At 61.1% G+C, this 12,757-nt stretch carries 13 protein-coding genes; 9 read left to right on the forward strand and 4 right to left on the reverse strand.

Going from position 1 to position 12,757, the window contains the following annotated elements:
* The first annotated feature begins 51 nt into the window (after nucleotides 1-51).
* The 3 genes from ctaD (at nucleotide 52) to AB4N48_RS23955 (ending at nucleotide 3,361) form a co-directional block, all read left to right on the forward strand.
* Nucleotides 52-1,638 carry a cytochrome c oxidase subunit I gene (ctaD, locus tag AB4N48_RS23945; protein ID WP_016772327.1) on the forward strand — a complete coding sequence of 529 codons (1,587 nt, stop codon included), beginning with the start codon at nucleotides 52-54 and terminating at the stop codon, nucleotides 1,636-1,638.
* A 258-nt stretch (nucleotides 1,639-1,896) separates the two neighbouring features.
* Entirely contained in the window at nucleotides 1,897-2,448 is a 552-nt protein-coding gene (locus AB4N48_RS23950; protein WP_460094419.1) for a cytochrome c oxidase assembly protein, read from the forward strand.
* A gap of 25 nt (nucleotides 2,449-2,473) precedes the next feature.
* A complete protein-coding gene (locus tag AB4N48_RS23955; protein ID WP_095182286.1) occupies nucleotides 2,474-3,361 on the forward strand; it encodes a cytochrome c oxidase subunit 3 in 888 nt (295 codons plus the stop codon).
* A gap of 9 nt (nucleotides 3,362-3,370) precedes the next feature.
* Here AB4N48_RS23955 and AB4N48_RS23960 read toward each other — a convergent pair whose 3' ends face one another.
* Nucleotides 3,371-3,574 (reverse strand): twin transmembrane helix small protein, encoded by a 204-nt coding sequence (locus tag AB4N48_RS23960; RefSeq protein WP_016772330.1) that lies wholly within the window; start codon nucleotides 3,572-3,574, stop codon nucleotides 3,371-3,373.
* A gap of 70 nt (nucleotides 3,575-3,644) precedes the next feature.
* On the opposite strand from AB4N48_RS23960, the gene AB4N48_RS23965 reads away from it, so the two are divergent.
* Genes AB4N48_RS23965 through AB4N48_RS23985 form a run of 5 tightly spaced genes read left to right on the forward strand, consistent with a single transcriptional unit; the run spans nucleotide 3,645 to nucleotide 7,553 of the window.
* Nucleotides 3,645-4,385: an SURF1 family protein gene (locus AB4N48_RS23965; protein WP_460094420.1), complete on the forward strand. Its 741-nt coding sequence runs from the start codon at nucleotides 3,645-3,647 to the stop codon at nucleotides 4,383-4,385.
* Nucleotides 4,351-4,944 (forward strand): hypothetical protein, encoded by a 594-nt coding sequence (locus AB4N48_RS23970; RefSeq protein WP_460094422.1) that lies wholly within the window; start codon nucleotides 4,351-4,353, stop codon nucleotides 4,942-4,944. The genes AB4N48_RS23965 and AB4N48_RS23970 overlap by 35 nt, the downstream gene beginning before the upstream one ends.
* 10 nt (nucleotides 4,945-4,954) lie before the next feature.
* On the forward strand, nucleotides 4,955-6,034 hold the full coding sequence (locus AB4N48_RS23975) for a COX15/CtaA family protein (protein WP_056791248.1): 1,080 nt from the start codon (nucleotides 4,955-4,957) through the stop codon (nucleotides 6,032-6,034).
* A complete protein-coding gene (gene cyoE, locus AB4N48_RS23980; RefSeq protein ID WP_076564838.1) occupies nucleotides 6,022-6,921 on the forward strand; it encodes a heme o synthase in 900 nt (299 codons plus the stop codon). Before AB4N48_RS23975 ends, cyoE begins: the two co-directional genes overlap by 13 nt.
* Nucleotides 6,918-7,553, forward strand: a complete 636-nt coding sequence (locus AB4N48_RS23985) for an SCO family protein (RefSeq protein ID WP_460094423.1) — start codon at nucleotides 6,918-6,920, stop codon at nucleotides 7,551-7,553. The genes cyoE and AB4N48_RS23985 overlap by 4 nt, the downstream gene beginning before the upstream one ends.
* A 254-nt stretch (nucleotides 7,554-7,807) precedes the next feature.
* Here AB4N48_RS23985 and AB4N48_RS23990 read toward each other — a convergent pair whose 3' ends face one another.
* The 3 genes from AB4N48_RS23990 to AB4N48_RS24000 all read right to left on the reverse strand — a co-directional run bounded on the left by AB4N48_RS23990 (nucleotide 7,808) and on the right by AB4N48_RS24000 (nucleotide 10,324).
* Complete coding sequence (locus AB4N48_RS23990) at nucleotides 7,808-8,578, reverse strand: MetQ/NlpA family ABC transporter substrate-binding protein (protein WP_460094424.1); 771 nt, start codon at nucleotides 8,576-8,578, stop codon at nucleotides 7,808-7,810.
* Between the two features lie 64 nt (nucleotides 8,579-8,642).
* Nucleotides 8,643-9,317: a methionine ABC transporter permease gene (locus AB4N48_RS23995; RefSeq protein ID WP_016772337.1), complete on the reverse strand. Its 675-nt coding sequence runs from the start codon at nucleotides 9,315-9,317 to the stop codon at nucleotides 8,643-8,645.
* Nucleotides 9,317-10,324, reverse strand: coding sequence for a methionine ABC transporter ATP-binding protein (locus AB4N48_RS24000; protein WP_095182291.1), 1,008 nt, complete (start codon nucleotides 10,322-10,324; stop codon nucleotides 9,317-9,319). Before AB4N48_RS24000 ends, AB4N48_RS23995 begins: the two co-directional genes overlap by 1 nt.
* A gap of 263 nt (nucleotides 10,325-10,587) precedes the next feature.
* Between AB4N48_RS24000 and katE the strand changes: the two genes are divergently transcribed.
* Nucleotides 10,588-12,729 carry a catalase HPII gene (katE, locus tag AB4N48_RS24005; RefSeq protein WP_252885092.1) on the forward strand — a complete coding sequence of 714 codons (2,142 nt, stop codon included), beginning with the start codon at nucleotides 10,588-10,590 and terminating at the stop codon, nucleotides 12,727-12,729.
* The last annotated feature ends 28 nt before the right edge of the window (nucleotides 12,730-12,757 follow it).

Raw genomic sequence — 12,757 nt, forward strand, 5'->3', positions numbered from 1 at the left:
GGGGCAGCGCGCCCTGGCCTGCCCCGTCCACTTTCGTGAAGGAGACCGGCCATGAGCGCTGTCATCGATGACCACGGTCACGCCGACCACGCCCACGGCCCCGCCAAAGGCCTGATGCGCTGGGTGCTGACCACCAACCACAAGGACATCGGCACGCTGTACCTGTGGTTTGCCTTCTGCATGTTCCTGCTCGGCGGCTCGTTCGCCATGGTCATTCGCGCCGAGCTGTTCCAGCCCGGCCTGCAGATCGTCCAGCCGGAATTCTTCAACCAGATGACCACCATGCACGGTCTGGTGATGGTCTTTGGTGCAGTGATGCCGGCCTTCGTCGGCCTCGCCAACTGGATGATCCCGCTGATGGTCGGGGCGCCCGACATGGCCCTGCCACGGATGAACAACTTCAGTTTCTGGCTGTTGCCGGCAGCGTTTCTGCTGCTGGTCTCGACCCTGTTCACCCCCGGTGGCGGGCCGAATTTCGGCTGGACGTTCTACGCGCCGCTGTCGACGACTTATGCACCGGAAAGCGTGACGTTCTTCATCTTCGCCATCCACTTGATGGGCATCAGTTCGATCATGGGCGCGATCAACGTAGTCGCGACCATCCTCAACCTGCGCGCACCCGGCATGACCCTGATGAAAATGCCGCTGTTCGTGTGGACCTGGCTGATCACCGCGTTTCTGCTGATCGCAGTGATGCCGGTGCTCGCTGGCTGCGTGACGATGATGCTCATGGACATCCACTTCGGCACCAGTTTCTTCAGTGCTGCCGGCGGCGGTGACCCGGTGCTGTTCCAGCATGTGTTCTGGTTCTTCGGCCACCCCGAGGTGTACATCATGATCCTGCCGGCGTTCGGCGCGGTCAGCCAGATCATCCCGACCTTCGCGCGCAAGCCGCTGTTCGGCTACACCTCGATGGTCTATGCCACGGCGAGCATCGCGTTCCTGTCGTTCATCGTCTGGGCGCACCACATGTTCGTGGTCGGCATCCCGCTGGTGGGCGAGCTGTTCTTCATGTACGCGACCATGCTGATCGCCGTGCCTACGGGTGTGAAAGTGTTCAACTGGGCCAGCACCATGTGGCAGGGCTCGATGACCTTCGAGACGCCGATGCTGTTTGCCGTGGCGTTCGTCATTCTGTTCTCGATCGGTGGTTTTTCCGGGCTGATGCTGGCGATCGCCCCAGCGGACTTCCAGTACCAGGACACCTACTTCGTTGTCGCGCACTTCCACTATGTGCTGGTGCCCGGGGCGATCTTCGGCATCTTCGCCTCGGCCTATTACTGGCTGCCGAAGTGGACCGGGCACATGTACGACGAAACCCTCGGCAAGCTGCATTTCTGGCTGTCGTTCGTCGGCATGAACCTGACCTTCTTCCCGATGCACTTCGTCGGCCTTGCGGGGATGCCACGGCGGATCCCGGACTACAACCTGCAGTTCGCCGATTTCAACATGGTCTCGTCGATCGGCGCGTTCATGTTTGGCGCCACGCAGATCTTCTTCCTGTTCATCGTCATCAAGACCATCCGTGGCGGCGCACCGGCCCCGGCGAAACCATGGGACGGCGCCGAAGGGCTGGAGTGGAGCGTGCCGTCGCCGGCGCCGTATCACACCTTCACCACGCCGCCGGAAGTGAAATGAACACCTCCTGTTTTTTGCAATGTGTACAGAGGCACAGATCCCCAGTGGATGCTCACATATCTTCTGTGGATGTACACAGATCCCCCGTGGCGAGGGGATTTATCCCCGTTGGGCTGCGCAGCAGCCCCAAAATCTGCAATCGGGGTGTATCAGGCACACCGCATGCGCCGGGTTTACGACTGCTGCGCAGCCGGTCGGGGATAAATCCCCTCACCACAGCATCACCGGCCACCAGGGAACACGAGGGAGGCATGAACCATGGCTGACTCGATCTCGCTGGAGAAGCTCGTCACCCGCCTGCTGCTGGTGGTGGTGGCGATGTTCGTCTTCGGTTTCGCCTTGGTGCCGATCTACGACGTGATGTGCAAAGCCTTCGGCATCAACGGCAAGACCGGCGGCCAGTATGCGGGCGAGCAAGTAGTGGACACGTCGCGCCAGGTGCGCGTGCAGTTTCTCTCGACCAACACCGCCGACATGCCGTGGGACTTTTACCCGAAACACGACGAGCTGACCGCCAATCCCGGCGCGGTGAACGAGATGGTCTTCATCGCACGCAATCCCACCGACAAACCGATGAGTGCGCAAGCGGTGCCGAGTATTGCGCCGAGCAACGCCGCGGCGTTTTTCCACAAGACCGAATGCTTTTGCTTTACCCAGCAGGTGCTGCAACCCGGTGAACAGATCGAGATGCCGGTGCGTTTCATCGTTGACCGCGACATGCCCAAGGAAGTGAAGCACCTGACGCTGTCCTACACGCTGTTCGATATCACCGCCCGACATCCGCCGGTGGCTGTTAACACTGGCGGTTGAGCGTGGCCGATAAGGAGAACAATAAATGGCAACTCATGAGCATTATTACGTCCCGGCCCAGAGCAAATGGCCGATCATCGCCACGCTCGGGATGTTCGTCACCGTGTACGGCCTCGCCACCTGGTTCAACGATCTCAAGGCCGCACGCCCGGACTCCCACGGCCCGCTGATCTTTTTCGTCGGCGGCCTGCTGCTGGCGTACATGCTGTTCGGCTGGTTCGGTGCGGTGATCAAGGAAAGTCGCGCGGGGCTGTACAGCCCGCAGCTGGACCGCTCGTTCCGCTGGGGCATGAGCTGGTTCATCTTTTCCGAGGTGATGTTCTTCGTCGCCTTCTTCGGCGCGCTGTTCTATGTGCGCCATGTGTCCGGGCCGGCGCTGGGCGGTGAGGGGCCGAAAGGCATCGCGCACATGCTCTGGCCGAACTTCGAATTTGTCTGGCCGCTGCTGCACACACCTGATCCGAAACTGTTCCCGCCGCCAAAAGAAGTCATCAGCCCGTGGGGCCTTCCGCTGATCAACACCATTCTGCTGGTCAGCTCCAGCGTGACCATCACCATCGCCCACCATGCGCTGAAGAAAGGCCATCGCGGCGCACTGAAACTGTGGCTGGCGATCACCGTACTGCTGGGCATCGCGTTCCTCGGTTTCCAGGCCGAGGAGTACATCCACGCCTACAAAGAGCTGGGCCTGACCCTCGGTTCGGGCATCTACGGCGCGACATTCTTCATGCTCACCGGATTCCACGGCGCCCACGTAACCATCGGCACGATCATCCTGTTCGTGATGCTGATGCGGATCATGAAGGGCCACTTCGACAACGAGCACCAGTTCGGTTTCGAAGCGGCGAGCTGGTACTGGCACTTCGTCGATGTGGTGTGGATCGGTTTGTTCTTCTTCGTTTACGTCCTCTGACTGCTGGCGCTACCAGGGCGCATGGGACACCAACTGGCCGCTATAGAAACCCCAGGCCATCAGGCCGACGGTGACCACGGCCAGTGCCACCCGAACACTCAAGGCGATGACCAGGCGATTGGAGCTGCTGTCGTCCTTGACCAGGAAAAACAGGCCGCTGAACAGGCTGACGACCGTGGCAATCAGCATCAGGACGATCGCTGCTTTGAACATGGCAAGACTCCGGGAGACAGGCGATGCAATTGAGTATAGCGATCGCGATGACTGACTTTATGGCGCGCCCATGAAGCGCTTTCGCCCGGGCGTGATTCCCACTGTCGTGGTGGCGCTGTTGCTGCCGCTGATGGTTGCGCTGGGCTTCTGGCAACTGGGCCGGGGCGCGGAGAAAACCGCGCTGCTGGCCAGTTATGCCGAACGTCGCGTGGCCGAACCGCTGGCCAGCAGTGAACTCCTCGCCAGCGCCGACCCGGCTTACCGCCGCGTGCGCCTGCACGGCCAGTTCGACCCCGCCCATACCCTGTTGCTCGACAACCGCCAGCGTGGCGGCAAGGTCGGCGTTGAATTGCTGCAACCGTTTCAGGATCAACGCAGCGGTCTGTGGCTGCTGGTCAATCGCGGCTGGCTGCCTTGGCCCGACCGGCGTGTGCCGCCGCGATTTACAACACCCGCCGAGGCGCTGACGCTCGATGCCTGGGTCTATGTCGCCCCCGGCGCAACGTTCCAGTTGCACGCCGATCCGGTCAGCAGTGTCTGGCCGCAGACCATCACCGCCGTCGAGCCGGGCAAATTGTGGCAAACCCTGGAGCGCGACGGCTTCGCCTACGAATTACGGGCCGAACCCGGCCCGGTCAGCTATCAGACCGATTGGCCGGTAGTCGCGATGGGGCCGGAAAAACACCTCGGCTACGCCGTGCAATGGTTCGCCATGGCCACGGCCCTGCTCGGTCTTTACCTCTATTTGGGCTGGCACAACGCAAAGGAGAAACGCCATGGGAAGCGCCATGAATCCACCCAGCATGTCTGAGGCCAAACCCGTTCCCAGCCGCCGGCGCGGGCGCATTCAGTTGTTGCTGATCGTGCTTGGCGTGGTCGGGCCGATGCTGCTCGCGACCGGCATGTACAAATTGCAGTTCTGGGTGCCGGAAGGACGCAGCTATCACGGCGAGCTGATCGGCAACGGCCAGACCCGCGCCGACCTCGGCGTGCAGGCCGATGAGCAGCGCTGGCAGATTCTGGTCACGGCGCCGAAGGATTGCGCCGTCGATTGCCAGCAACTGGTTTATCTGGCGCGGCAGATCCAGATCAGCCTCGGCCGCGAAGCCGGGCGCGCCAGCCACGCCCTCGCCGCCGCGCAACCACTGAGCACCGATTACGCCGCCAAGCTCGACCGTGAATATCCGCAACTGCAGCGCTATCCGCTGGATGCCGTGGTGTTCAACAAGACCACCGGCTACAAAGCCGTGCCGCAGCTGTGGATCGTCGACCCACACGGCAATCTGGTGCTGCGTTACGAGCCGAATGTGAAGGGCAAGGATCTGCTTAACGACCTGCGGCATCTGCTGAAACTGTCGAACATCGGATGAGGGCATCGTCATGGCCAAACCTGGATTTCGCCTCGCGCTGTTTGCCACCTTGCTGGCACTGATTGTAGTGCTGCTCGGCGCCTACACCCGCCTGACCCACGCCGGCCTCGGCTGCCCGGACTGGCCAGGCTGCTACGGCTTTATCAGCGTGCCGAAAAGCGAGGCGCAACTGGCCCATGCCGAACTGCACTTCCCTGACGCGCCAGTGGAGGCGCACAAGGGCTGGAACGAGATGATTCACCGCTACTTCGCCGGCACCCTCGGTTTGCTGATTTCAGTGCTGGCCGGGCGCGCGTGGGTCAACCGGCGCCATCCGGGCCAGCCGCTGAAACTGCCGCTGTTTCTGCTGGCGGTGGTCATCGCCCAAGCGGCGTTCGGTATGTGGACGGTGACGCTCAAGCTCTGGCCACAAGTGGTCACCGGACATTTGCTCGGCGGCTTTGCCACGTTGAGTCTGCTGTTTCTGTTGACGCTGAGGTTATCCGGCGTGCTGCCGGCGCTGACGGTACCGAAGCGCCTGCAATATTGGGCGACGGCGGGGCTGCTGCTGGTGATCGGCCAGATCGCCTTGGGCGGCTGGGTCAGTTCCAACTACGCAGCGGTGGCCTGCATCGACTTCCCCACCTGCCACGGCCAATGGCTGCCGCCGGCGGACTTCGCCAACGGTTTCCACCTGACCCAGCACATCGGCCCGAATTATCTCGGCGGACAACTCGATAGCGACGCGCGCACGGCCATTCATCTGACACACCGCATCGGCGCTCTGCTGGTGACGGTCGTACTGCTCGGTCTGGCCTGGCAGTTGAAAGTGGTGGGCATGACCCGACTGGCCGGTTTGCTGCTGATCGCCCTTGCCGCGCAGATCACCCTCGGCATCAGCAACGTGCTGTTTCATCTGCCGCTGCCGGTGGCCGTCGCCCATAACGCTGGCGGTGCGGCGTTATTGCTGACGCTGGTACTGGTCAATTACCACGCCCGCACCAGCCTGCTGCGGGTGAGCCAACCGGTGCTGGCGCGCTGGCGCTTGAGTGCGCACAAACCTGCCGTCGCGCCCATCGCATTGAAAGGAGAAACGCCATGGCGAGTCTGATCGGCGAGCGTGCGGCGCAAGCGCTGTGGCGCGATTATCTGGAGCTGACCAAACCGAAAGTCGTGGTGCTGATGCTGATCACCTCGCTGGTCGGCATGTTCCTCGCCACCCGCGCGGGCGTACCGTGGACAGTGCTGGTGTTTGGCAATCTGGGCATCGCCTTGTGTGCCGGTGGTGCGGCGGCGGTCAATCATGTGGTCGATCGGCGCATCGATGCGGTAATGGCGCGCACGCACAAACGTCCCTTGGCCGAAGGCCGGGTTTCACCTGCGGCGGCGCTGACCTTCGCCTTGGTGCTGGCGCTGCTCGGTCAGGCGCTGCTGCTGACTTTCACCAATCAGCTGACCGCGTGGCTGACCCTCGCCTCGCTGCTCGGTTACGCGGTGGTCTACACCGGTTTCCTCAAGCGTGCGACGCCGCAGAACATCGTCATCGGCGGCCTCGCTGGCGCCGCGCCACCGCTGCTGGGCTGGACCGCCGCCACCGGTCATGTCAGCGCCGAACCGCTGTTGCTGGTGCTGATCATCTTCGCCTGGACCCCGCCGCATTTCTGGGCGCTGGCGATTCATCGCAAGGAGGAATATGCCAAGGCCGACATTCCGATGCTGCCGGTGACCCATGGCGAGCACTACACCAAAGTACACATTCTGCTCTACACCTTCGCGCTGCTGGCGGTGAGTCTGCTGCCGTACGTGATTCACATGAGCGGCGTGTTGTATCTGGTCTGCGCGCTGGCGTTGGGCGCAAGGTTTCTGCAATGGGCCGTGGTGCTGTACCGTGGCACTCGGCCGCACGCGGCGATCAATACCTTCAAGTACTCTATTTATTACTTGTTCCTGTTGTTCATCGCCCTGCTCGTAGACCACTACTTACTGTTGAACCTATGACCCGAACCCAGAAAACCGTCTTCATCCTCGTCGCCGTGATCGCGCTGATCCTCGGGCTTACCGTCAACAAAGTGCTCAGCGGCAAAGGCCAGGGCGACCCGACTGCGCTGATCGACGCCGGAATCATCCTGCTGCCGCAGAGCCGCAACCTGCCGGACGTGACCATGACCGATCAGGACGGCAAACCGGTTGCAATCAATGAGTTGAAAGGCAAGTGGAGTCTGTTGTTCTTCGGCTACACCTTCTGCCCGGACATCTGCCCGACCACCCTGGCGCAACTGCGACAGATCAAGAGTGAACTGCCGAAAGAGGCTGTGGATAAATTGCAGATCGTGCTGGTCAGCGTGGACCCCAACCGCGATACGCCGAAGCAGTTGAAACAGTACCTGGGCTACTTCGATCCGCAGTTCATTGGCCTGACGCCTTCATCTATCGAAGAGCTGCAGAAGGTGGCGAATGCGGTGAGCATTCCGTTCATTCCGGCTGATACCAGCAAGCCGAATTATACGGTGGACCATAGCAGCAATCTGGCGGTGATCGGGCCGGATGGTACGCAGCGTGGGTTTATTCGGGCGCCGTTGAACAATGCCAAGCTGGTGGCGCAGTTGCCGGCGATGCTTGAGCGCAATTGACAGTTCAAAAGCTAAAAAGCCCCTCACCCTAACCCTCTCCCAGAGGGGAGAGGGGACTGGCCGAGGTGTTTATTCGAATTGCGCCGACCTCCAATTGTGAGTCGAACTCAGGCTCGAAAAGCTTGAAGGTCGGCCCCCTCTCCCTCGGGAGAGGGCTGGGGTGAGGGGCAGCTTCAAAGCAGGTCCAAAGCCAGACACCAGACACAAAAAAGGGGACGCCATTGGCGTCCCCTTTTTCATCGCAGCCATCCAAATCAGAACGCCGGCAATACCGCGCCTTTGTACTTCTCGGTAATGAACTGCTTCACTTGCGGGCTGTGCAGCGCAGCCGCCAGTTTCTTCATCGCATCGCTGTCCTTGTTGTCAGGGCGGGACACGAGGATGTTTACGTATGGCGAGTCGTTGCCTTCGATCACCAGCGCATCCTTGGACGGATCGAGCTTGGCTTCCAGCGCATAGTTGGTGTTGATCAGCGCCAGATCGACCTGGGTCAGCACGCGCGGAATGGTCGCGGCTTCCAGTTCACGGAATTTCAGGTCTTTCGGGTTTTGCTCGATGTCTTTGAGGGTCGACAGAATGTTCTTCGAATCCTTGAGCTTGATCACGCCAGCCTTGTCCAGCAGCAACAGCGCACGGCCGCCGTTGGTGGCGTCGTTCGGGATCACCACGTTGGCACCGCCGGGCAGGTCTTTCAGATCCTTGATCTTGCTCGAATATGCGCCCAGTGGCTCCAGATGCACGCCTGTCACAGCGACCAGATCAGTGCCCTTGGCCTTGTTGAACTCATCAAGATATGGCTGGTGCTGGAAGAAGTTGGCGTCGAGGCGTTTTTCCGCGACCTGTACGTTCGGCTGAATGTAGTCGGTGAAGACCTTGACCTTCAGATCCACGCCTTCCTTGGCCAGGGCCGGTTTGACGAACTCGAGGATTTCCGCGTGCGGCACCGGAGTGGCGGCAACGGTCAGGGTCTCGGCGTGGGCCGAAAACGCCGCAACAGCGGCGAAAGCAGCGATCAGTTTTTTCATTCAGCTAACTCCTTGTGAGGGCGCCCGCCAGCGAATGGCCGGCGCCTCTTGATTAAAAAACCGCTTATTTGCGCGAGAAATGCACGACCAGGCGGTCGCCAACCATTTGCAGCACTTGCACCAGAATCAACAGCAGCACCACGGTGACGATCATCACGTCGGTCTGGAAACGCTGGTAGCCGAAACGGATCGCCAGGTCGCCCAGACCACCGGCGCCGACCACACCGGCCATCGCCGTGTAGGACACCAGTGTAATCGCTGTCACCGTAATCGCTGCGAAGATGCCCGGACGGGCTTCCGGCAGCAGGGCGTTCATGATGATCTGCCGCGTGGTCGCGCCCATCGACTGGGTCGCTTCGATGATGCCGCGATCGACTTCGCGCAGCGCGGTTTCCACCAGACGCGCGAAGAACGGCGTGGCGCCCACCACCAGCGGCGGGATCGCCCCGGCCACACCCAGCGAGGTGCCGGTGATCAGCACGGTGAACGGGATCATCACGATCAGCAGAATAATGAACGGCAGCGAACGCAAGATGTTCACCACCAGCGACAGCACGGCGTAGAGGCCACGGTTCTCCAGCAACTGACGCGGGCTGCAGAGAAACAGCAGCACCCCCAGCGGCAGACCGAGCAGCACGGTGAACAACAGCGAACCGCCGAGCATCAGCATGGTGTCGCCAGTCGCCAGCCAGATTTCGTACCAGTCGATATTGGCGAAGAAACTCATCAGGTCGGCCATTAGCGCAACACCTCCATGTGAACGTCAGCGGCGGTGAAGCGGGCGAACGCCGCCTCCATGTCGCCACCGGTGACAGCGAGGGTCAGTTGCCCGTACGGAATGTCTTTGATGCGGTCGATGCGACCGGCAAGGATGCTGTAGTCGACGCCGGTTTCCCGGGCGACGGTGCCGAGCAACGGCGCGTAGGTCGCTTCACCCTGGAAGGTCAGACGCACGATGCGCCCGGGCACGTGGGCGAAATCGTCACGCTGCTCGCTCTCGTCAATCTGCTCGCTTTCCTGGACGAAACGCTTGGTGGTCGGGTGCTGCGGATGCAGGAACACATCGGCCACCGGACCCTGCTCGACGATCACGCCGGCGTCCATCACCGCGACCTGATCGCAGACGCGCCGGATCACGTCCATTTCGTGGGTGATCAGGACAATGGTCAGTTTCAGTTCGCGATTGATTTCGGCCAGCAGTTGCAGGACCGATGCGGTGGTCTGCGGGTCGAGGGCGCTGGTGGCCTCGTCGCACAGCAGAATCTTCGGCTTGGTCGCCAGCGCACGGGCGATGCCGACGCGCTGCTTCTGACCGCCGGACAGTTGCGCCGGGTACTTTTTCGCGTGGTCGGACAGACCGACCCGCGCCAGCAGCTCGGCCACCCGTTGATTGATTTCACTGCCCGACAACTCACCGGCCAGGGTCAGCGGCAGGGCCACGTTGTCGGCGACGGTCTTGGAGGCGAGCAGATTGAAGTGCTGGAAGATCATCCCGACCTGCTGGCGGAAACGGCGCAGTCCGTTGGCGTCCAGTGCGGTGACTTCTTCGCCGTCGACGATGATCTTGCCGCCACTGGAGTCTTCCAGGCGATTGATCAGACGCAGCAGGGTACTTTTGCCCGCACCGGAATGGCCAATCAGGCCGAACACCTGACCGTTCTCGATGGCGAGACTGGTCGGGTGCAGCGCGGGAATATCCTTACCGGCAACGCGGTAAGTCTTGTGGACGTTTTGAAACTCGATCACGTAGCGAACCTTGTGGGGCGCGTTGGAAAAGGATCAGCGGTTAGCCGGGCGCGCATTTTAGCCTGTCCGTATAGAGGTTCTTAGCATTTATTTCGCAATTAACCTTCAATTTGGCAATAACGCGATCAAAGGTCAGATAAACGGAACGGCTGAAACGCTCATCAGTCACTACTTAAGCGACTTGAAACCCCTGGGTGCCGTGCCCGGGAATCACTCAAGGGTCTTCGGAAGGCATCCGGGGCCAAACGAGGAGTTTACGTCTGATGAGCATCAAAAAGCCTGCACCTGATAAAAGCGAAATGGCCGGGACCGATACCCCGGATCGCGCCAACACCAACGCCAAGCTCGACAGCCTGGAAGAATTCCGTTCCGACGCCACCGGTCAGGCACTGCGCACCAATCAGGGCGTGAAGATCGCCGACAACCAGAACACCCTCAAAGCCGGGCCGCGCGGGCCATCGCTGCTGGAAGACTTCATCATGCGTGAAAAGATCACGCACTTTGACCATGAGCGCATTCCGGAGCGTATCGTCCATGCGCGCGGTACCGGCGCCCACGGTTTTTTTCAGACCTACGAGAACCATGCAGCACTGACCAAGGCCGGTTTCCTACAGGATCCGGGCAAGAAAACCCCGGTGTTCGTGCGTTTTTCTACGGTGCAGGGGCCACGGGGTTCCGGCGATACCGTGCGTGACGTGCGTGGCTTTGCGGTGAAATTCTTTACCGACGAGGGTAACTTCGATCTGGTCGGCAACAACATGCCGGTGTTCTTCATTCAGGACGCGATCAAGTTCCCGGACTTCGTCCACGCGGTGAAACCCGAGCCGCACAACGAAATCCCGACCGGCGGCTCGGCTCACGATACGTTCTGGGACTTCGTCTCGCTGGTGCCGGAATCGGCGCACATGGTCATCTGGGCGATGTCCGACCGGGCGATCCCGAAAAGCCTGCGCAGCATGCAGGGCTTCGGCGTGCACACCTTCCGCCTGATCAACGCCGAGGGCAAATCACGCTTCGTCAAATTCCACTGGCGCCCTACCGCCGGCACTTGCTCGCTGGTGTGGGACGAGGCGCAGAAGCTCGCCGGTAAGGACACCGACTACCACCGCCGCGACCTGTGGGAAGCGATCGAGATGGGCGATTACCCGGAATGGGAACTGGGCGTGCAGATCGTCGAAGAAGAGAACGAACACGATTTCGACTTCGACATCCTCGATCCGACCAAGATCATCCCCGAAGAAATCGTCCCGATTACGCCGTTGGGCAAAATGACCCTGAACCGCAACCCGGACAACTTCTTCGCCGAAACCGAGCAGGTCGCCTTCTGCCCTGGCCACATTGTGCCGGGTATCGACTTCTCCAATGACCCGTTGCTGCAAGGTCGGCTGTTTTCCTATACCGACACGCAGATCAGCCGACTCGGCGGGCCGAACTTCCATGAGTTGCCGATCAACCGTCCGGTGGCGCCGTTCCACAACGGCCAGCGCGATGCGCAACACCGCAGCACCATCGACAAGGGGCGTGCCTCGTACGAGCCGAACTCGATCGACGGCGGTTGGCCAAAAGAAACCCCGCCAGCGGCACAGGACGGTGGTTTCGAGAGCTACCCGGAGCGCATCGACGCAGCGAAGATCCGTCAGCGCAGCGAGTCGTTCAGCGATCACTTCTCCCAGGCCCGCCTGTTCTTCAACAGCATGAGCGACCACGAGAAAGAGCACATCATCGCTGCCTACAGCTTCGAGCTGGGCAAGGTCGAACGTGAGTTCATCCGTGCCCGTGAAGTGAACGAGATCCTCGCCAATATCGACCTGACCTTGGCCAAACGTGTGGCTGAAAACCTTGGTTTGCCGGCACCAGCCAAAGGCACGGTCGAAGTGCGCAAGACCTCGCTGGAGCAATCGCCAGCGCTGAGCCAGGCCAACCTGCTGCCAGGCAACATCAAGACGCGCAAAGTGGCGATTCTCGCGGCCAACGGCGTTGATGCTGCAGCCATCGATGCGATGAAGAAAGCACTTGAAGCCGAAGGCGCCCACGCGAAACTGCTCGGCCCGACCTCGGCGCCAGTGAAGACCGCTGACGGCAAGGCATTGCCGGTGGATGCGTCGATGGAAGGCATGCCTTCAATTGCGTTCGATGCGGTGTTCGTACCGGGTGGCGCGGCGTCGATTACCGCGTTGAGCGGTGACGGCGTGGCGTTGCACTACCTGCTCGAAGCCTACAAGCACCTGAAGGCGATCGCGCTGCACGGCGAGGCCAAGCAATTGCAGGACTTGCTGAAGCTGGATGCGGATGCTGGGCTGCTGCAGGGCGCGGATGTAGGGGCGTTGACCAAACCGTTCTTCGCCGCGATCGGCGAGCATCGGGTCTGGGCGCGGGAGCCTAAGGCCAAGGCTATTCCGGCTTAAGATCTTTATTGGCTGAGAGGACGCTTTC

The organism is Pseudomonas sp. S2_C11 (genome assembly GCF_054668395.1).